Raw genomic sequence first — 19,540 nt, forward strand, 5'->3', positions numbered from 1 at the left:
CTTGACCGAGTTCTTCCAGGTCGCGCGGATCTGGTTCACCACGGCGTCCGGCAGCGGTACGTAGTCAAGTTCGCTGGCCATGTTGCCGCCGCTCTTGTACGCCCAGTCGAAGAACTTCAGCACTTCGGCGCCCTGCGCTGCCTTTTCCTGGTTCTTGTGCACCAGGATGAAGGTCGCGCCGGCGATCGGCCATGCCGTCTTGCCCGGTTCGTTGGTCAGGATCTGGTAGTAGGTCTTGCTCCAGTCGGCGCCTGCTGCTGCTGCCTTGAAGCCGTCGTCACCAGGCTGAACCACTGCGCCCGCGGCGTTCTTCATGTTCAGGTGGGTCATCTTGTTCTGCTTGGCGTAGGCGTACTCGACGTAGCCGATGGCGCCGTTCAGGCGTTGCACGAAAGCGGCCACGCCTTCGTTACCCTTGCCGCCAGTGCCACCGCCCGGCCAGTTGACCGTGGTGCCCTCGCCAACCGAGCTCTTCCAGTCCGGGCTGACCTTGGACAGGTAGTTGGTGAAGATGAAGGTGGTGCCCGAACCGTCGGCGCGGCGCACCGGCAGGATGTCCTGGCTCGGCAGCTTGGCGTGCGGGTTCAGTGCCTTGATGGCGGGATCGTCCCACTTCTTGATCTTGCCCAGGTAGATGTTCGCCAGCAATTCGCCGGTGATGGTCAGTTCGCCCGGCTTGATGCCTTGCAGGTTGATCACCGGCACCACGCCGCCGATCACCGTGGGGAACTGCACCAGGCCTTGCTTGGCCAGCTCTTCGTCCTTCAGGGGCGCGTCGGAGGCGCCGAAGTCGACGGTCTTGGCGCCAATCTGCTTGATGCCGCCGGACGAGCCGATGGATTGATAGTTGACCTTGTTACCCGTTGCTTTCTGGTATGCATCGGCCCACTTGGAATACACGGGCGCCGGGAAAGATGCGCCAGCACCGGTAATTTCCGCCGCGAACGCAGTGCCCGCTACCACCAACGACACGATGCCTGCAACGGCAGTCTTGACCAGCTTCATATGTCCTCCAGAGACATGGTTGGGGAATGACAATTTTTTGACAAGTCGAACTTTATGCTCCGACTATGACAATTCCATGACATCACGAGATCTTCTTCTAAGTCTGCGGATGCTGCCTCCTGAATCACATCGCCAATGCCCTTCCCGACCCGCATATGGCTCCTCGCAAGCCAAAAAACGGCTGCGGTTAATTGCTTTTCAATAAAAAATAACGCCGGGCGAAAACCCGGCGTTCTGGCAACAGCTAGCGGCGATGACCCGGTGTTCAGGCCCGCAAGGCGTCCGCCAGGGTCTGCGCTGCCTGCTCCGCGGTCTCGACCTTCTCGGCTTCGACCATCACGCGCACCACCGGCTCGGTCCCCGAGGCGCGGATCAATACCCGGCCCCGGCCCTCGAGCTGCGGTTCGATCACGGCGCGCGCCGCGCTCAGGCCCGCATGCGACTGCCAGTCGAAGCCCTTCTCCACGCGCACGTTGATCAGCGTCTGCGGGAACAGCGAAACGCCTTCCAGCAGTTGCGACAGGCTCTTGCCGCTGCGGCGCAGTGCGGCCAGCACCTGCAACGCGGAGACGATGCCGTCGCCGGTGGTGTGGCGATCCAGGCAGAGCAGATGGCCCGAGCCCTCGCCGCCCAGCGTCCACTTGCGCTTGTTCAGCTCTTCCAGCACATAGCGGTCGCCCACCTTGGCGCGCACGAACTCCACGCCCTGGCGCTTGAGCGCGAGTTCTACCGCCATATTGGTCATCAGCGTGCCCACCGCGCCTTCCACGGCCTGGCCCGCCTGCAGGCGGTCCTGGACAATCAGGTACAGCAGCTCATCGCCGTTGAACAGGCGTCCGTCGCGGTCCACCACCTGCAGGCGGTCCGCGTCGCCGTCGAAGGCCAGGCCAAGATCGGCGCCATTGGCCTTGACCGCTTCGATCAGTTTTTCCGGGGCCGTCGCGCCGTAGCCGGCATTGATGTTGCGACCGTCCGGCTGGTTGCCGATCGAGATCACGTCGGCACCGAGCTCATGGAAGACGTGCGGCGCGATGTGGTACGCGGCGCCGTGCGCGCAGTCCACCACCAGCTTGAGCTTATGCAGGTCCTGCTCGTAGGGGAACGTGCTCTTGCAGAATTCGATGTAGCGGCCAGCGGCATCCTCGATGCGGCGCGCGCGGCCGAGATCGTCCGAGCGCACGCAGACCATCGGCTCTTCCAGCGCTTCTTCGATCGCCATTTCCACGGCGTCAGGCAACTTGTCGCCATCGGCAGAGAAGAACTTGATGCCGTTGTCGTAGTACGGGTTGTGGCTGGCGGAGATCACCACGCCTGCCGACAAGCGCAGCGCGCGCGTGAGGTAGGCCACGCCCGGCGTCGGCAGCGGCCCGGTCAGCAGCACGTTGACGCCTGCCGAGGTAAAGCCGGCCTCCAGCGCGGCCTCCAGCATATAGCCGGAAATGCGCGTGTCCTTGCCGATCAGCACGGTCGGACGTGCCTGGTCCTGCTGCTTCGCCCCATGGGCGAGCACCATGCCCGCCGCGTAGCCCAGGCGCATCACGAAGTCGGGCGTGATCGGCGCCTCGCCAACCCTGCCGCGAATCCCATCCGTGCCGAAATACTTGCGTGTCATATGATCATTCTCCCGTTGTTCGGTGTTGCGGATGCCGAATGCTAAAGGCTAAGCGCGCAATGCTGGATGCCAGCAATCAAAACAAATGTTAACCGGCAATTGTTTCATGACGGATGGCCCACCAGGTCTTGAGCGCATCCACAGTTTGTTCCACATCATGCACACGCACGATGTACGCGCCCCGCTCCGCGGCGCAAACCGCCGCTGCCAGGCTGGCGGCGACCCGCTGCTGCGGCGGCCGGCCGCCCAGGATGGCGCCGAGCGTCGACTTGCGCGACAAGCCCACCAGCAAGGGCAGGCCATCCACCGCCAGTTGCGGCAACCGGCCCAGCAGGTGCAGATTATGATCCGGCGTCTTGCCAAAGCCAAAGCCCGGATCGAGGGTGATGCGGCTGTCGCTCACGCCGGCGGCGCGCAGTGCGTCCACCCGCTCGCGCAGGAAGCCAGCCACCTCGCGCACCACATCCTCATACTGGGGCTGCTCCTGCATGGTCTGCGGATCGCGCTGCATATGCATCACGCACAGTCCGGCCTGCCCCGCCTGCGCCTCGCTCACCGCCTCGATGGCGCCGGGCATGCGAAAGCCCCAGATATCATTGATCAGGTCCGCTCCGGCAGCCAGCGCCGCGCGCATGACTTCCGGCTTGTAGGTATCGATGGACAGCGGCCGGCCGCAGTCGCGCAGCGCCTCGACCATCGGCAGCACGCGCGCCAGTTCCTCGTCCAGCGGCAATGCCGCCGAACCCGGCCGGCTCGACTCGCCGCCGATATCGATGATGTCCACGCCTTCGGCAATCATGCGCTCGGCATGGCGCAAGGCGGCATCGCGCCCAGCGTGCTGGCCGCCATCGGAAAATGAATCGGGGGTGACGTTCAGGATGCCCATCACCAGCGGACGGCGGTCGCGCGCGAAGCGGTAGCGGCCGCACTGGAAACTCGAATCAGTTGAGATCGACGACAAGATACGAAAAGACCAAAAGACGAAAACGAGGAATCAAAAAGAGGCTGCGCGAAATGCGCGCCGGCAAAGAAAAAGCCGGCGCACAAGGCGCCGGCTTCAGGCTTGGTGAACGACCGCTGCAACCACGACAAGCACGTCTACCGTATCCGGGTTACCGGAGCGCCGACGACGCTATCGTGCCGGCCATCCGCTCAGGCCGTGGCCGGAGCGTTGGTCGGGGCCACCGGCGAGCCGCCCGACGGGGTGTTGCCACCACCGTTCTGGCTGGACGCGCCACGCGGCGGCCGCGGCGGCTTGCCCGCCATGATGTCGTTGACCTGGTCCGCATCGATGGTTTCCCATTCCATGAGGGCCGCGGTCATGGCTTCGACCTTGTCGCGATTTTCTTCGAGCAGGCGCTTGGCCAGGCCATATTGCTCGTCGACGATGCGGCGGATTTCCGCGTCGACCTTGACCTGGGTGGCTTCCGACACCGTCTTGGACGACATCTTGCCGAACATGCCATCCTGCTCGGTATCCACGTACACCATGGTGCCCAGCGTGTCGCTCATGCCGAAACGGGTAACCATGTCGCGAGCCGTCTTGGTGGCGCGCTCGAAGTCATTGGAAGCACCGGTGCTCATGGCGTTGAGGAAGACCTCTTCCGCCGCGCGGCCGCCAAACAGGATGGCGATCTCGTCGAGCATGTTGTCCTTGTACTTCGAGTACTTGTCGTGCTCCGGCAACTGCCAGGTCACGCCCAGTGCCCAGCCACGCGGCATGATGGTGACCTTGTGCACCGGATCCGCCTTGGGCAGCAGCTTGGCCACCACCGCATGGCCGGACTCATGGTACGCGGTTGCACGGCGTTCTTCCTCGCGCATGACCGTGGACTTGCGTTCCGGGCCCATGTAGATCTTGTCCTTGGCGTCCTCGAAGTCCTGCATGTCGACCACGCGCTTGCTGCGGCGGGCGGCAAACAGTGCGGCTTCGTTGACCAGGTTGGCCAGGTCGGCGCCGGAGAAGCCCGGGGTACCGCGTGCGATCACCGAGGCGTCGACGTCGTTGCCGATCGGCACCTTGCGCATATGGACCTTGAGGATCTGCTCGCGGCCGCGGATATCGGGCAGGCCGACATACACCTGGCGGTCGAAACGGCCCGGGCGCAGCAGCGCCTTGTCCAGTACGTCCGAACGGTTGGTGGCAGCGATCACGATCACGCCCGAGTTGGCCTCGAAGCCGTCCATCTCGACCAGCATCTGGTTCAGGGTCTGCTCGCGCTCGTCGTTGCCGCCGCCCATGCCGGCGCCGCGGTGACGGCCGACCGCATCGATTTCGTCGATGAAGACGATGCAGGGTGCCTGCTTCTTGGCATTCTCGAACATGTCGCGGACACGGGCCGCGCCCACGCCGACGAACATTTCAACGAAGTCCGAGCCGGAAATGCTGAAGAACGGCACCTTGGCTTCGCCGGCGATGGCGCGTGCCAGCAGCGTCTTGCCGGTACCCGGAGGGCCGACCAGCAGCACGCCGCGCGGGATACGGCCGCCCAGCTTCTGGAATTTCTGCGGATCCTTGAGGAAGTCCACCAGTTCGATCACTTCTTCCTTGGATTCATCGCAACCGGCGACGTCCTGGAAAGTGACCGCGTTCTGGTTTTCATCGATCAGGCGCGCGCGCGACTTGCCGAAGGAAAAGGCACCGCCTTTCCCGCCGCCCTGCATCTGCCGCATCATGTAGAACCAGAACACGATGATCAGCAGGGTGGGCCCGAGGTAATACAGGGCCTGCACCAGCATGTTGGGCTCGTCGTCTGCCTTGCCGGTAACCTGGACGCCGAACTTCATCAGGTCGCCAACCATCCAGATGTCGCCCGGCGAGATGATGGTGTACTTCTGCCCTTCCTTGGGCGTCACCACCAGATTGCGGCCTTGCACGTCAACCCGGCCCACCTTGCCGGCCTTGGCATCATCCATGAACTGCGAATAGGTGACGCCTTCCTGCGCGCGGGGCTTGTCGAACTGCTTGAAGACGGTAAACAACACCAGCGCGATCACGAGCCAGATTGCCGCCTTTTGAAACAGGTTGTTATTCAAGGCCAAACTCCTTTACGAACGCCTTGCCAACGGGATAGCTGCATTGTAATGCAGTGCCCGGCGTCGGGGTAAAAAGCAAATTCATCGAAGCGATAGGCACCGCTTCACCCCGCCGACTTGAGGAAACGCCCAAGAATGAAGGTCTCGGAAGACTTGTCGCGTGACGCCTTGGGCTTGCGTTTGGCGACTACCTTGAACTGGCGTTTGAACTTCTCCACGATCTGGCTGTAACCACTGCCATGGAAACACTTTACCAGCAATGAGCCCTCCGGCTTCAGATGCGCCTGGGCAAATTCCAGCGCCAGGTCACATAAGTAATCGATACGGGCCGCATCGGCAAAGGCTACACCGGACAAGTTGGGGGCCATGTCCGACAAAACAAGATCGATCTTTGCGCCGCCGGACGCTTGCAGCACGATTTCCTCCAACTGGCGGAATACATCCTCCTCGCGGAAGTCACCCTGGATAAATGTGACGTCGGCGACGGCCTCCATCGGCAGCAGGTCGATGGCGATCACCGCGCCGTCGATGCCGCCGTCCTTGGCGCGCGGGGAAGCCGCCAGCTTGTTGCGGGCGTACTGGCTCCAGCTGCCTGGGGCCGCGCCAAGGTCGACAATGACCTGGCCGGGGCGGATCAGCTTGTCCTGCTCGTCGATCTCCTTCAGCTTATACGCTGCGCGGGCGCGGTAGCCCTCGCGCTGCGCCATTTTGACGTAGGGATCGTTGATATGGTCGTGCAACCACGCCTGATTGAATTTGTTCTTGGCCATTCCGGAGACATCTGTATGGAGAAAAACGCCGCCGGCCCGCGGCCGTCCGTGCGTTTTTCACTCGTTTTGCTGTTTTTGCAGCCTGACCGCGCCAGTTTGACGGATAATACGCGCCGATTCGCTTTTTCGGCACTTCGGTGCCTTGGTTTGCGCACCACTTGCGCGCCCATTTGCGCCCTCGCCTGCGCTTTACTTATGCCTGCTCTTCAACTTATTCCCGCCCAGCGATCAGAACTCCGCTCCCGTGCCCACGGCCTCAATCCGGTCGTGATGATCGGTGGCGAAGGCCTGACGCGCCCCGTCCTGGCTGAAATCGACCGTAGCCTGGCGTCGCATGACCTGATCAAGATCCGCGTCTTCGGCGACGACCGCGAAAGCCGCATCGCCATGTACGAAACCATTTGCGAAGATCTGGATGCCGCTCCGATCCAGCATATCGGCAAGCTGCTGGTGGTATGGCGTCCCGGCCCGGCCGTCCTGAAGGAAAACCGTCCGCAGGAACTGGGCCGCCTGGCCCCGCGCGGCGGCGCCGCGCCGCGCACCGTGACCGTCAAGAAGCCGAGCGCCGCGCCCAATCGCCGCCCCAAGCGCTCGCAAGTGACGGTACTGGGCAATGAACGCGTCACCGCTGGCGGCAACGTCAAGCGCGCGCGCGTCCGCCCGACCAGCCAGAAGAAGAAAGCGCTCGACTAATGTCGAAGCCATGCCAGCGCGCCCGTCGGGGCCGCTGGTATCGCAACGGACGGCCGCCCTGGCCCGTCCCTTCAGCCTACTCGCCAGCCTTACTCGCCAGCCGAGCGCGGCGCCGCTGCGCGCCAGACCGTGACCAGCGCCAGCAGGCTGTGCACCAGGTAGAACACGCTGGACACCCCATGCAGCATGCCGAACTGCCCCTTATAGGGCGATTCGGACACGCCCACGCCAAGCGCCGTCGCCTTCTCCTTCAGGTTTTCCATGAAGGGCTGGATGCCGAAGTACCCAGCCAGCACGCACAGCAGCATGCCCAGCACGAGCCAGCGCAGGCCGCGATAGCGCCCCGCGCCCCGGCGGATCATCAGGTTGCACAGCGCAAGCTGCAGCACGCCGACCACCACGCCAAGGATCGCCTCGGTCCGGAACAGCTGCCCGGCGATCAAGCCTGCCGTCTCGCGGCTGGGCAGCACGGAAAACAGCGTCGGGGCCACCATGTAGCCCACTGTCCACAGGCTGCCGGCCCAGACCACGGTCAGCAGGAGGAAGATCCGATGCGGCAGCGGCGGCAGGCTCGAATAAGAGGAGGAGAACACGCAGCCTCGTTTTAGACGTAGCGAACCGTGATGACTTCGTACTCGCGCTCGCCGCCAGGGGCCAGCACGATCGCCACATCGCCCTCGAACTTGCCGATCAGCGCACGCGCGATCGGCGAGCTGACGGAAATCTTGCCGCTGTCCAGGTCGGCCTCGTCGTCGCCGACGATCTGGTAGCTCACGGGCTTGCCCGATTCCAGGTCTTCAAGGTCGACGGTGGCGCCAAACACGATGCGGCCGTCGGTATCGAGCTGGGTCGGGTCGATGACCTGCGCCGCCGACAGCTTGGACTCCACTTCGATGATCCGGCCTTCGATAAAGGCCTGCTTTTCCTTTGCGGCGTCGTACTCGGCGTTCTCGGAGAGGTCGCCTTGCGCACGTGCTTCGGAAATGGCGTTGATCACCGCGGGACGTTCGACGGCCTTCAGGCGCTGCAGTTCCTCTTTGAGCAGCTCTGCGCCGCGCCTGGTAATCGGAATCGTGCTCATGTCTTCGTTCTGCAAAAAAATGAGCCGCAGCGGAGCTGGAACCATGCACCGGCATCGCTGCCCGGGGCACTTCCGCTCAACCGCGGCCTTTCAGGTTGTCAGGTTGGATCGATCACATGGCCGCACGCTTGCCCGGCCACTGGGTCGACGAAATGCTGTTAGTTTAGGCCAAGACGGCCGCCCGCAGCAACTGCGGACGGCCCTGGGGCCCAGGGCGACCTTCAGCCCAGCGAGGCGTGCAGGCTCTGCAGGTCGTAGACCTCCAGGCTCTGCATGTGCTTGAGGCCTTCCACCGCGGCGCGCGCGCCGGCGATGGTGGTGTAGTACGGCACCCGGTTGGCCAGGGCCGAGATCCGGATCGAGCGCGAATCGGCGATGGCGGTGCGGGTTTCGTCCACGGTGGTGAACACCAGCGCCAGCTCGCCGTTCTTGATCATGTCGACGATATGCGGGCGGCCGTCCTTCACCTTGTTGACCACGCGCACCGGGATGCCGGCGGCTTCGATGGCCGAGGCGGTGCCGCGGGTGGCGACAATCGGGTAGCCCATGTCGTGCAGCATGCGCGCCACGCCAACCGCGTGCGGCTTGTCGCTGTCCTTGACGGTCAGCAGCACGGTGCCCTTCTCCGGCAGGCGCGAGCCCGCGGCCAGCTGGCTCTTGAAGAGCGCTTCGCCGAAGGTCTTGCCCACGCCCATCACCTCGCCGGTGGAGCGCATCTCAGGTCCGAGCACCGGGTCGACGCCGGGGAACTTGTTGAAGGGGAACACCGCTTCCTTGACGCTGAAGTACGGGGGCACCACTTCATCGAACACGCCTTGCGAGTCGAGCGTCTGGCCCGCCATGCAACGCGCGGCGATCTTGGCCAGCGACAGGCCGGTGGCCTTGGACACGTACGGCACGGTACGCGAAGCGCGCGGGTTCACTTCCAGCACGTAGACGACATCTTCGCCATTCACTTGCTGGATGGCGAACTGCACGTTCATCAGGCCGATCACGTTCAGGGCGCGAGCCATGGCGGCGGTCTGGCGCTTGAGCTCGTCCACGGTGGCTTGCGCCAGCGAGTACGGCGGCAGCGAGCAGGCGGAGTCGCCCGAGTGCACGCCGGCTTGCTCGATGTGCTCCATCACGCCGCCGATAAACACGCGCTGGCCGTCGCACAGGGCGTCGACGTCGCACTCGATGGCGTCGTTCAGGAAGCGATCCAGCAGCACCGGGGAATCGTGCGAGACCTTGACGGCCTCGCGCATATAGCGCTCGAGGTCGCGCGGCTCATGCACGATTTCCATCGCGCGGCCACCCAGCACGTACGACGGGCGCACCACCAGCGGGTAACCGATCTCGGTGGCCAGGCGCAGTGCTTCGTCCTCGGCACGCGCGGTGCGGTTGGGCGGCTGGCGCAGGCCCAGCTCATGCAGCAGCTTCTGGAAACGCTCGCGGTCTTCCGCGGCGTCGATCATGTCCGGGCTGGTGCCGATGATGGGCACGCCGTTGGCTTCCAGGTCCAGCGCCAGCTTCAGCGGGGTCTGGCCGCCGTACTGCACGATCACGCCGACGGGCTTCTCTTTGTCGACGATTTCCAGCACGTCTTCCAGCGTCAGCGGCTCGAAGTAGAGACGGTCCGAGGTGTCGTAGTCGGTCGACACGGTTTCCGGGTTGCAGTTGACCATGATGGTCTCGTACCCGTCTTCGCGCAGCGCCAGCGCGGCATGCACGCAGCAGTAGTCGAACTCGATGCCCTGGCCGATCCGGTTCGGGCCGCCGCCCAGCACCATGATCTTGCGATTGGTGGTGGGGTCGGCTTCGCACTCGCCATGCTCGGCTTCATACGTGCCGTACATGTAGGCGGTGTTGGTGGCGAACTCGGCAGCGCAGGTGTCCACGCGCTTGTACACCGGGCGCACGCCGGCGGCATGGCGCGCGGCGCGCACGGCTGCGGGCTCGGCGCCCATCAGCTTGGCCAGGCGGCGGTCCGAGAAGCCCTTTTGCTTCAGGTGGCGCAGCTCGGCGGCCGACAGGCTGTCCAGCTTGCGTGCCTTGACCAGGGTCTCGGTCTTGACGATGTCTTCGATCTGGGCCAGGAACCACGGGTCGATCGCGGTCTCGGCGTGCACTTCTTCCAGCGACATGCCGATACGGAAGGCGTCGCCCACGTACCAGATGCGGTCCGGGCCGGCTTCACCGATTTCCTCGACGATCTCGTCGCGGTCGGTGGACTTGTCGTCCAGTCCGTCCACGCCGACTTCCAGGCCGCGCAGGGCCTTCTGGAACGATTCCTGGAAGGTGCGGCCCATGGCCATCACTTCACCCACGGACTTCATCTGGGTGGTCAGGTGGCTGTCGGCCTGGGGGAATTTCTCGAAGGCGAAACGCGGCACCTTGGTGACCACGTAGTCGATCGACGGCTCGAACGAGGCCGGGGTCGCACCGCCGGTAATCTCGTTCTTCAGCTCATCCAGCGTGTAGCCCACCGCCAGCTTGGCGGCGACCTTGGCGATCGGGAAGCCAGTGGCCTTGGAGGCCAGCGCCGACGAACGCGACACGCGCGGGTTCATCTCGATCACGATCATGCGGCCGTCGGCCGGGTTGATCGAGAACTGCACGTTGGAGCCGCCGGTATCGACGCCGATCTCGCGCAGCACCGCCAGCGAGGCGTTACGCAGGATCTGGTATTCCTTGTCGGTCAGGGTCTGGGCTGGCGCCACCGTGATGGAGTCACCGGTGTGGATGCCCATCGGGTCCAGGTTCTCGATCGAGCAGATGATGATGCAGTTGTCCTTCTTGTCGCGGACCACTTCCATCTCATACTCTTTCCAGCCCAGCAGCGATTCTTCGATCAGCAGCTCGCGGGTCGGCGAGAGATCCAGGCCGCGCTTGCAGATTTCCTCGAATTCTTCGCGGTTGTAGGCAATGCCGCCGCCGGAGCCGCCCAGCGTGAAGGACGGGCGGATCACGATCGGGTAGCCGCCGGTCGCGGTTTCCTTGGCGATCTGCGTCTGCACGGCCAGCGCTTCTTCCATCGAGTGGGCGATGCCGGACTTGGCCGAGCCCAGGCCGATCTTGGTCATCGCTTCCTTGAACTTCTGGCGATCCTCGGCCTTGTCGATGGCTTCCGGCGACGCGCCAATCAGCTCGACGTTGTACTTTGCCAGCACGCCATGGCGATGCAGGTCCAGCGCGCAGTTCAGCGCGGTCTGGCCGCCCATGGTCGGCAGGATGGCGTCGGGACGCTCTTTTTCAATGATGCGCTCGACCACTTCCCAGGTAATCGGCTCGATGTAGGTCACATCGGCCGTGTTGGGATCGGTCATGATCGTGGCCGGGTTGGAATTCACCAGCACGACCTTGAAACCTTCCTCGCGCAGCGCCTTGCAGGCCTGGGCGCCGGAATAGTCGAACTCGCACGCCTGCCCGATGATGATGGGGCCGGCGCCGATGATCAGGATGCTCTTTATGTCTGTGCGCTTTGGCATTGCACGCTCTCATTATTGGCCGGCCCGCACGATCGCGCGGGCCGCACCGGATATCAGGATTCGATTCAGTTCAGGGTGGCCGTCGCCAGCTTGGCGCCGAAGCCGATGAACATGGCGCCTACCCCGCTCGCCATGCCCGCCGACAGGCGTCGGCGGCGGCGAAACGCTTCGGCCAGCCTGGCGCCCACGAAGATGATCGCGGTCAGGTAGGCGAAACTGCACAACTGGCACACCAGCCCCAGCGCGACAAACGACAGCGCCGGATAGCCGAACTGCGGATCGACGAACTGGATGAAGAAGGAGATGAAGAACAGGATGGCCTTGGGGTTGAGCAGGCTCACCACCAGCGCCTTACGGAATGGGCTGACGTCGCGGTCCACGGGCGCCTGCGCCTGCGCCGCCCCGCCATCGCTGCCCCGGCTCGTCCAGGCGCGCACGGCACCGCGCAGCATCTGGAAACCGATCCAGCCCAGATAAGCGGCACCGATGTACTTCACCACGTAGAACAAGGCCGGGCTGGCCTTGAGCAGCGAGGCCACCCCCGCCGCCGACAGCACCATCAGGATGGCGTCCCCCAGGAACACCCCGCAGGCCCCCTTGTAGCCCTCGCGCACGCCGCGCTGCGCGGCCACCGATAGCACATACATCGAGTTCGGCCCCGGCAGCAGCACGATGAAAATCGTGCCGAGCACAAAGGTCCAGAAATCGGTAATGCCCAGCGCGGTATGCATGAAGGCGTTCATCGGGTCGTCCTGCGGTCTGCTTTATCTGCTTGGTTTGCTTGTCTACGTCACTTCTCGTCTTGGCTTCGCTGCGATTACTGGCGTGCGTCCGCCATCATCTTGGTGAAGCGGTCGAACAGGTAAGCCACGTCGTTCGGGCCCGGCGAGGCTTCCGGGTGGCCCTGGAAGCAGAAGGCGGGCTTGTCGGTCAGCGCGAAACCCTGCAGCGAGCCGTCGAACAGCGACACGTGGGTGGTGCGCACGTTGGCAGGCAGGGTATCGGCGTCCACCGCGAAACCGTGGTTCTGCGAAGTGATCACCACGCGGCCGTCGTCGAGGTCCTTCACCGGATGGTTCGCGCCATGGTGGCCGAACTTCATCTTCAGCGTCTTGGCGCCAACTGCCAGCGCCATGATCTGGTGACCCAGGCAAATGCCGAAGGTGGGGATGCCACGCTCGATGAACTCGCGGGTGGCGCGGATCGCGTAATCGCAAGGCTCGGGGTCGCCGGGGCCGTTCGACAGGAAGATGCCGTCCGGGTTGAGCGCGAGCGCGTCGGCAGCGCTGGCTTGCGCCGGCAGCACCGTCACCTTGCAGCCACGTTCAGCCAGCATGCGCAGGATGTTGAACTTGACGCCGTAGTCAAAGGCCACCACGTGGAAACGCGGCGACTCCAGCTTGCCGTAGCCGCTGCCCAGCGCCCATTCGGTCTGGTTCCACGCGTACGGTTCCTTGACCGACACCACCTTGGCCAGGTCCATGCCGGCCAGGCCGGGGAAGGAGCGCGCCAGGTCGATGGCCTTCTGCACATTGTCCTCGCCAGCCAGGATGCAGCCGTTCTGCGCACCCTTCTCGCGCAGGATACGGGTCAGCTTGCGGGTATCGATGCCGGCGATCGCCACCACCTTTTCCTGCTTCAGGTAGTGGCCGAGGGAATGTTCCTTGCGGAAATTGGAGGCCAGGAGCGGCAGATCCTTGATGATCAGGCCGGCGGCATGGACTTTCGTGGCTTCGACATCCTCTGCATTGACCCCGACATTACCGATATGCGGATACGTCAAGGTGACGATCTGCCGGGAATAGCTGGGGTCGGTGAGGATTTCCTGGTAACCGGTCAGAGCGGTGTTGAACACCACTTCGCCGATGGTATGGCCGGAAGCGCCAATGGAATAGCCACGAAAGACCGTGCCGTCTGCAAGCGCGAGAATGGCGGACGGAAAAGACGGTAACACGGGTAGGCTCCTGCTGGATTCACCCCGTGACCGACCTGCTCAACGCCTCTTGCCCCGTTCTGCGGCGGGGCGACCGGCAGCGCGTGGATTGTCGATTTCGTCGACTGGACGCGATGCTTGTCGCCGGGGCCGTTCGCTCGGTGCTCGATACGCCACACAAAACAATGCGGCGGAGCCAGGGCGAAATGGGGGCGGCGGAAGGTGGAATTCGGTAGGCGCTAGGGTGAGGGGTTCTGAAAGCGAAACTTTTGGATTATACCCCGCGCCACCCATTTTCTCAAGTTATCAAGGACTTGCGGACGCCTCGACCCTCCCCGATGCGCCTGGCAGCCCGCAGGCATGCCAGGCGGATGGCGTCATTCGGCAGCCGGCACGACCGCCGTCACCTCGATCTCCACCTTGGCGCGCGCCTCCACCAGATCGGCCACTTCCACCGCCGTCATGGCCGGAAAATGACGCCCGATGGTGGCGCGGTAGTGCTCGCCAATGGCGCGGTAGGCCGCCACATACTCCACCTTGTCCTTCACATACCAGGTCATGCGCACGATGTGATCCGGACGCGCGCCGCCCTCGGCCAGCACCGCCACGATATTGCGCAGCGCCTGGCCGACCTGCTCGGCAAAGTCATCGGTCTCGAACTCGCACTGGCCGTTCCAGCCGATCTGGCCGCCGACGAAGAGCAGGCGGCTGCCCACCTGCATCTCGGTCATGGTGCCGTTAGAGTAGCCGCGCGGCGCGGCCCAGTCTGGTGGCTGGAGAATCTTCATGGTCGGTTTTCCGTAAGAAGTGATTGGGATCTTGTTTTCTGTCTGGTCGACTTCGCCCTAAGCCCCGGACGGGCGCATCGGTGCGGGCATCGGGGCATCGGGCGCCAGGAACCGCTCCATGGCCGAGCGCACTGCCTGCGGCAGCGCGCTCGGCATCATCTGCGCGGTATCCACGCATACCAGCCGCTGCGCGATCTCCACGCGCAGGTCCCCGGCTGGCCCGATAAAGCGCACCAGCAAGGAAAAGCTGCTGCGCCCCAATTGCGTCACACGCAACTCGCGCATCAACAATTCGCCCAGGCGGCTGGGCGCGACAAAGCGGGTGGACAATTCAGCCGTCGGCACACCGGCCTGCCCCGCGCCATGCATCTCGGCGAAGGACCAGCCGAGCGCCTCGCGGAACCAGTCCTCGACGAGGTCGTTGAGCATCTCGAAGTAGCGCGGGAAGAACACGATGCCGGCGGCATCGCAATCCTTGAAGCGCACCCGCACGCTGTTGCTGAAGACCTCGCTCACGGCTGCCTCGCGCCCTCGGGTGCCCCGCCCTGCTCCGCCATCTGCCGCAGGCGGAAACGCTGCAGCTTGCCGGTCTCGGTGCGCGGCAGCGCGTCGACGAAGATCACCCGGCGCGGATACTTGTACGGCGCGATCTCGGCCTTGACGTAGGCCTGCAGCGCAGCGCAGGTCTCGTCGCTGGCCGCCACGCCGGGACGCAGCACCACGTAGGCGGCAACAATCTGGCCGCGCTCGGGGTCGGGCATGGCAACCACGCCGCACTCGGCGACCGCCTCATGGCGCATCAGTGCGCTCTCCACTTCCGGTCCGGCGATGTTGTAGCCGGCCGAGACGATCATGTCGTCGGAACGCGCCTGGTAGTAGTAGTAGCCATCGGCATCGGCCTTGAACGTGTCGCCCGGCAGGTTCCAGCCGTCCTTCACGTAGCTGGCCTGGCGCGGGTCGTCCAGGTAGCGGCAGCCGGTGGGGCCGCGCACCGCCAGCCTGCCGACGGTGCCGTACGGCACCGGCTGCATCTGCTCGTCCACGATCTGCGCGACATAGCCGGGCACCACCTTGCCGATGGCGCCGGGCCGCACCTCGGCGCCCGCGCTGGAGATGAAGATGTGCATCATCTCGGTGCCGCCAATGCCGTCGGTCATCTCGATCCCGGTGGCCGCCTTCCAGCTCTGGCGCGTCGCGTCGGGCAGCGCCTCGCCGGCCGATACGCTCTTGAGCAGGCTGGAAATGTCGTACCCCTGCGCCAGCGTGGCCATCTGCCGGTAGAAGGTCGGCGCGGTGAACACGATGGTGGCGCGAAAGGACTGGATCAGCGCCAGCAGGCTTTCGGGAGTCAGCCGCTCGGCCAGCACGGTGGAAGCCCCCACGCGCAGCGGGAAGCACAGGATGCCGCCAAGCCCGAAGGTAAAGGCCAGCGGCGGCGTGCCGCAGAAAATATCGTCCGGGCCGGGCTTGAGCACATGGCGCGGGAACAGGTCGCACATGGCGATCACGTCGCGATGGAAATGCACCGTGCCCTTGGGCTGTCCGGTAGTGCCGCTGGTGAAGGCAATCAGGCAGATGTCGTCAGCCGCGGTATCGCAGGCCTCGAAGCTCTCGGGCTTGCCCGCCATGGCAGCTTCCACCGAGCCGGCGCCGCTGCCGTTGAAGTACAGCGCCTGCGTCAGGCTCGGGCAATGGTGCTCGCCACCTGGATCGAGGTTGGCCTCCAGTTCCTCGCGCAGGCGTTCGTCGCACAGCGCGGCGCTGACTGCCGCGCGGTCGATCACCTGCTTGAGTTCCTTGGCGCGCAGCAGTGGCATGGTCGGCACCGCGATCAGGCCAGCCTTGACCACGGCCAGCCAGCACGCCGCCATCATCAGGTTGTTGGGGCCGCGCAGCAGCACCCGATTGCCCGGGACCAGCTTCATGTCGCCGGTCAGCACATGAGCGATGCGGTTGGACAGCGCAGCCAGTTCGGCATAGCTGACGGTGCGGTGCGCGCCGTCCTGCTCATGGCGGATGGCCACGCGATCGCCGCGCCCCTCGCGCACATGGCGCTCGACCAGCTCCAGCGCGCAGTTCATGCGCTCCGGGTACCGGGTATCGGCGTTGAACAGGAACGCCGGCCACTGCTGCGGGGGCGGCAGGCGGTCCAGTGCAAAGGTATCGAGGTGGGCTGTGCTCGCCATGGTTGTCTCCACTTCCTTCATTCTGGTGATACTGGTCGGGGTTGTCCGCTCGCGCCGGGCACGTCAGGCGCGATGCTGCGCCAGCGTTTCGCGCGCGATGATCAGCTTCTGCACTTCGGTGGCGCCCTCGTAGATCCGCAGCGAACGGATCTCGCGATACAGGCTTTCGACGCGCGTGCCGACCTTGACGCCAAGGCCGCCGAACATCTGCACGGCGCGGTCGATCACCTGCTGCGCGTTCTCGGTGGCGACCATCTTGGCCATCGCCGCTTCACGCGTGGTCCGCACGCCGGCCACGTCGCGCAGCCACGCGGCGCGGTAGGTCAGCAGCGCTGCCGAGTCGATGGCGGTGGCCATGTCGCCGATGGCGGCCTGCGTCAGTTGCAGGTCCGCCAGCACGCCGCCGAACATCGGCCGCGCGGTGGCGCGCGCCAGCGCTTCGTCGAGCGCGGCGCGGCCGAAGCCCAGCGACGCGGCGGCCACCGAGGCGCGGAAGATGTCCAGCGTCATCATGGCCACCTTGAAGCCCTGCCCTGCCTCGCCCAGCCTTGCGGCTTTGGGCACGCGGCAGTTCTCGAAGCGCAGCGTGGCAAGCGGGTGCGGTGCCATCACGTCGATCCGCTCGGCGATGGTCAGGCCCGGCGTGTCCGCATCCACGACGAACGCGGAGATGCCACGCGCGCCCGGCGCTTCGCCGGTGCGGGCAAAGACGCAATAGAAGTCGGCGATGCCGCCGTTGGAGATCCAGGTCTTGACGCCGTCCAGCACGTAGTGCTCGCCATCCTGCACCGCGCGGCATTGCATCGCGGCGACATCGGAACCCGCATCGGGCTCCGACAACGCGAACGCGGCAATGGCTTCGCCACGCGCCACACGCGGCAGGTAGCGTTCGCGCATGGCATCGCTGCCGGCCAGCGTAATCGCGCCGCTGCCTAGCCCTTGCATAGCGAAGGCGAAGTCGGCCAGGCCATCATGGCGGGCCAGCGTCTCGCGCAGCAGGCACAGTGAGCGCGAGTCGAGCGTATCGAGCGCGCCGCCGTAGGCCGCTGGCACGCAGTAGCGCAGCCAGCCGGCCGCGCCGAGCTGGCGCACCAGCGCACGGCAAGCCGCATCGGTATCGCTGTGGTCGACCTTGAGCGAGGCCGTGGCCCACGCATCGAGCCGTTGCTCCAGTTCGCGGTGCGCGTCGTCGAAGAACGGCAGGGCGAGATAACTTTTGTCGGACATGGCGTGCGTTTCCTCTGCTAATCAGCTGATCGTTCAGTCGCCTTCGAACACGGGACGCGCCTTGGCCACGAACGCGTCATAGGCGCGGCGGAAGTCCCGGGTCTGCATGCAGATGGCCTGCGCCTCGGCCTCGGCCTCGATAGCTTCGTCCAGCCCCATATTCCACTCCTGGTGGAGCAGCTTCTTGGTCACGCCGTGGGCGAAGGTCGGTCCGGCGGCGATTTGCGCCGCCAGCGCCTGCGCCTCGGCCAGCACGACGTCGGGCGCATGCAGCGCGTTGAAGAAGCCCCACTGCAGCCCTTGCTCCGCATTCATCGCGCGGCCGGTATAAAGCAGTTCGCTCGCACGGCCCTGCCCGATCACGCGCGGCAGCAGCGAGCAAGCTCCCATGTCGGCGCCGGCCAGGCCCACCCGCACGAACAGGAAGGCCGTCTTGGCCTGCGCCGTGCCCAGGCGCATATCGGAGGCCAGCGCCATCATCGCGCCGGCACCGGCGCAGATGCCGTCGACGGCGCTGACGATTGGCTGCGGGCAGGCCCGCATGGCCTTGATCAGGTCGCCGGTCATGCGCGTGAACTCCAGCAGCTCGGGCATGGTCATGCGCGTGAGCGGCCCGATGATTTCGTGCACGTCGCCGCCCGAGCAGAAGTTGCCGCCGGCGCCGGTGATGACCACCGTCTTGATGTCGGTGGCGTAGCACAGGCCGCGGAACAGGTCGCGCAGCTCGGCGTAGGAGTCGAACGTGAGCGGGTTCTTGCGCTCGGGGCGGTTCAGCGTCACGGTGCCGACCTTGCCGTCGGCCGAGACCGACCACAGGAAGTGCTGCGGCTGATACCCGGCGAAGCTGCGCTTGTGGTGGCGCATGTCCAGTGCTATTTCGCTCATCTCGTTTCTCGCTTGTTCGTTCTGATTCTGGTTGACTTGCATGCGTCGGGGATCAACCCGCCATGACCTCGCCGCCGGCCACGGCGATCGACTGGCCCGTGATGGCGCTGGCCGATGGCTGGCACAGCCACGCCACCGCATCCGCCACCTCGTCGGGCTGCACCAGCCGCCCCTGCGGATTGCCCTTGGCCAGCTCGGCGCGGGCCTGCGCCTCGGTGCGGCCGGTCTTGCGCACGATATTGGCGACGGCGTCGCGCACGATGTCGGTTTCCGTATAGCCCGGGCAGACCGCATTGACGGTGACGCCGCTGCTCGCCGTTTCCAGCGCCAGCGCGCGGGTCAGGCCGATCACGCCGTGCTTGGCCGCGCAATAGGCGCTCACATAACCATAGCCAACCAGCCCGGCCGTGCTGGCCACGTTGACGATGCGGCCCCAGCCATTGGCCAGCATGTGCGGCAGCGCGGCCTGCGTGCAGACAAAGGTCCCGGTGAGGTTGACCGCGAGCATGGATTGCCACAGCGCGAGATCGGTCTTGCCGAACGGCGCACTGCGCGCCTGGCCGGCATTGTTGATCAGCAGGTCGATGGGCCCAGCGCGGCCGGCGGCTTCGGCAAAGGCCGCCGCCACGCTGTCAGCCTGGGAGATGTCCGCCGTCACCGTGCACAACACGGCAGGCGACACCACGGCCTCGGCCAGCGTATCGGCGGTGGCCGCCAGCGTGGCCGCGTCGCGGCCCAGCAAGGTCACGCTAGCGCCGTGCGAGAGCAGGCGGCGCGCAATGGCAGCGCCGATGCCGCGCCCGCCGCCCGTGACCAGCGCGTGCCGGCCTTGCAGGGAAAGATGCGCGTTCATG

The 19,540-nt window shown here is 65.2% G+C and carries 17 protein-coding genes; 1 reads left to right on the top strand and 16 read right to left on the bottom strand.

Translation table 11 applies throughout. The annotated features are described in order from the left end of the window. The 5 genes from pstS to ACYP5B_RS36310 all read right to left on the bottom strand — a co-directional run. The coding region (gene pstS / locus ACYP5B_RS36290; protein ID WP_459572843.1) for a phosphate ABC transporter substrate-binding protein PstS at window positions 1-1,005 on the bottom strand (1,005 nt) is incomplete at its 3' end. Between the two features lie 265 nt (window positions 1,006-1,270). Then, window positions 1,271-2,617 carry a phosphoglucosamine mutase gene (gene glmM, locus ACYP5B_RS36295; RefSeq protein ID WP_267603695.1) on the bottom strand — a complete coding sequence of 449 codons (1,347 nt, stop codon included), beginning with the start codon at window positions 2,615-2,617 and terminating at the stop codon, window positions 1,271-1,273. A gap of 88 nt (window positions 2,618-2,705) precedes the next feature. After that, on the bottom strand, window positions 2,706-3,503 hold the full coding sequence (folP, locus tag ACYP5B_RS36300) for a dihydropteroate synthase (RefSeq protein ID WP_459572904.1): 798 nt from the start codon (window positions 3,501-3,503) through the stop codon (window positions 2,706-2,708). A 266-nt stretch (window positions 3,504-3,769) separates the two neighbouring features. Further along, window positions 3,770-5,653, bottom strand: a complete 1,884-nt coding sequence (gene ftsH / locus ACYP5B_RS36305) for an ATP-dependent zinc metalloprotease FtsH (RefSeq protein WP_267603696.1) — start codon at window positions 5,651-5,653, stop codon at window positions 3,770-3,772. 104 nt (window positions 5,654-5,757) lie between these two features. Continuing rightward, a complete protein-coding gene (locus tag ACYP5B_RS36310; protein WP_267603697.1) occupies window positions 5,758-6,423 on the bottom strand; it encodes an RlmE family RNA methyltransferase in 666 nt (221 codons plus the stop codon). A 195-nt stretch (window positions 6,424-6,618) separates the two neighbouring features. Between ACYP5B_RS36310 and ACYP5B_RS36315 the strand changes: the two genes are divergently transcribed. Next, a complete protein-coding gene (locus ACYP5B_RS36315) occupies window positions 6,619-7,116 on the top strand; it encodes a YhbY family RNA-binding protein (RefSeq protein WP_043347609.1) in 498 nt (165 codons plus the stop codon). Window positions 7,117-7,205: 89 nt separating this feature from the next. Here the strand turns inward: ACYP5B_RS36315 and ACYP5B_RS36320 are convergent, their stop codons facing one another. The 11 genes from ACYP5B_RS36320 to ACYP5B_RS36370 all read right to left on the bottom strand — a co-directional run bounded on the left by ACYP5B_RS36320 (window position 7,206) and on the right by ACYP5B_RS36370 (window position 19,539). Further along, complete coding sequence (locus ACYP5B_RS36320) at window positions 7,206-7,709, bottom strand: DUF4149 domain-containing protein (protein WP_043419067.1); 504 nt, start codon at window positions 7,707-7,709, stop codon at window positions 7,206-7,208. Between the two features lie 11 nt (window positions 7,710-7,720). Beyond that, window positions 7,721-8,197, bottom strand: a complete 477-nt coding sequence (gene greA, locus ACYP5B_RS36325) for a transcription elongation factor GreA (protein WP_267603700.1) — start codon at window positions 8,195-8,197, stop codon at window positions 7,721-7,723. Between the two features lie 221 nt (window positions 8,198-8,418). Next, entirely contained in the window at window positions 8,419-11,667 is a 3,249-nt protein-coding gene (carB, locus tag ACYP5B_RS36330; protein ID WP_400096467.1) for a carbamoyl-phosphate synthase large subunit, read from the bottom strand. Between the two features lie 65 nt (window positions 11,668-11,732). Continuing rightward, window positions 11,733-12,410, bottom strand: a complete 678-nt coding sequence (gene leuE, locus ACYP5B_RS36335; RefSeq protein ID WP_459572844.1) for a leucine efflux protein LeuE — start codon at window positions 12,408-12,410, stop codon at window positions 11,733-11,735. Window positions 12,411-12,484: 74 nt separating this feature from the next. After that, a complete protein-coding gene (carA, locus tag ACYP5B_RS36340; RefSeq protein WP_267603702.1) occupies window positions 12,485-13,621 on the bottom strand; it encodes a glutamine-hydrolyzing carbamoyl-phosphate synthase small subunit in 1,137 nt (378 codons plus the stop codon). A 356-nt stretch (window positions 13,622-13,977) separates the two neighbouring features. Beyond that, window positions 13,978-14,388: a RidA family protein gene (locus ACYP5B_RS36345; RefSeq protein WP_400096464.1), complete on the bottom strand. Its 411-nt coding sequence runs from the start codon at window positions 14,386-14,388 to the stop codon at window positions 13,978-13,980. A gap of 57 nt (window positions 14,389-14,445) precedes the next feature. Continuing rightward, window positions 14,446-14,904, bottom strand: coding sequence for an acyl-CoA thioesterase (locus ACYP5B_RS36350; RefSeq protein ID WP_459572845.1), 459 nt, complete (start codon window positions 14,902-14,904; stop codon window positions 14,446-14,448). After that, on the bottom strand, window positions 14,901-16,574 hold the full coding sequence (locus ACYP5B_RS36355; RefSeq protein ID WP_459572846.1) for an AMP-binding protein: 1,674 nt from the start codon (window positions 16,572-16,574) through the stop codon (window positions 14,901-14,903). The genes ACYP5B_RS36350 and ACYP5B_RS36355 overlap by 4 nt, the downstream gene beginning before the upstream one ends. A 63-nt stretch (window positions 16,575-16,637) precedes the next feature. Next, window positions 16,638-17,801: an acyl-CoA dehydrogenase family protein gene (locus ACYP5B_RS36360; RefSeq protein ID WP_318231136.1), complete on the bottom strand. Its 1,164-nt coding sequence runs from the start codon at window positions 17,799-17,801 to the stop codon at window positions 16,638-16,640. Between the two features lie 33 nt (window positions 17,802-17,834). After that, window positions 17,835-18,686: an enoyl-CoA hydratase family protein gene (locus ACYP5B_RS36365; protein WP_400096460.1), complete on the bottom strand. Its 852-nt coding sequence runs from the start codon at window positions 18,684-18,686 to the stop codon at window positions 17,835-17,837. 52 nt (window positions 18,687-18,738) lie between these two features. After that, the gene (locus ACYP5B_RS36370; RefSeq protein ID WP_400096459.1) at window positions 18,739-19,539 is read right to left on the bottom strand and encodes an SDR family NAD(P)-dependent oxidoreductase; all 801 of its coding nucleotides are present in this window, start codon (window positions 19,537-19,539) and stop codon (window positions 18,739-18,741) included. Window position 19,540: the final 1 nt, after the last annotated feature.

The sequence above is a fragment of the Cupriavidus sp. 8B genome, assembly GCF_054589115.1.

What these genes read in the sequence shown, in the direction of transcription:
- ACYP5B_RS36315 (WP_043347609.1), top strand. Translation starts at nt 6,619, where the DNA reads ATGCCTGCTCTTCAACTTATTCCCGCCCAGCGATCAGAACTCCGCTCC.
- ACYP5B_RS36360 (WP_318231136.1), bottom strand. Translation starts at nt 17,801, where the DNA reads ATGTCCGACAAAAGTTATCTCGCCCTGCCGTTCTTCGACGACGCGCAC.
- carB (WP_400096467.1), bottom strand. Translation starts at nt 11,667, where the DNA reads ATGCCAAAGCGCACAGACATAAAGAGCATCCTGATCATCGGCGCCGGC.
- ACYP5B_RS36365 (WP_400096460.1), bottom strand. Translation starts at nt 18,686, where the DNA reads ATGAGCGAAATAGCACTGGACATGCGCCACCACAAGCGCAGCTTCGCC.
- leuE (WP_459572844.1), bottom strand. Translation starts at nt 12,410, where the DNA reads ATGAACGCCTTCATGCATACCGCGCTGGGCATTACCGATTTCTGGACC.
- glmM (WP_267603695.1), bottom strand. Translation starts at nt 2,617, where the DNA reads ATGACACGCAAGTATTTCGGCACGGATGGGATTCGCGGCAGGGTTGGC.
- greA (WP_267603700.1), bottom strand. Translation starts at nt 8,197, where the DNA reads ATGAGCACGATTCCGATTACCAGGCGCGGCGCAGAGCTGCTCAAAGAG.
- ACYP5B_RS36310 (WP_267603697.1), bottom strand. Translation starts at nt 6,423, where the DNA reads ATGGCCAAGAACAAATTCAATCAGGCGTGGTTGCACGACCATATCAAC.
- ACYP5B_RS36345 (WP_400096464.1), bottom strand. Translation starts at nt 14,388, where the DNA reads ATGAAGATTCTCCAGCCACCAGACTGGGCCGCGCCGCGCGGCTACTCT.
- ACYP5B_RS36370 (WP_400096459.1), bottom strand. Translation starts at nt 19,539, where the DNA reads ATGAACGCGCATCTTTCCCTGCAAGGCCGGCACGCGCTGGTCACGGGC.
- ACYP5B_RS36355 (WP_459572846.1), bottom strand. Translation starts at nt 16,574, where the DNA reads ATGGCGAGCACAGCCCACCTCGATACCTTTGCACTGGACCGCCTGCCG.
- folP (WP_459572904.1), bottom strand. Translation starts at nt 3,503, where the DNA reads ATGGGCATCCTGAACGTCACCCCCGATTCATTTTCCGATGGCGGCCAG.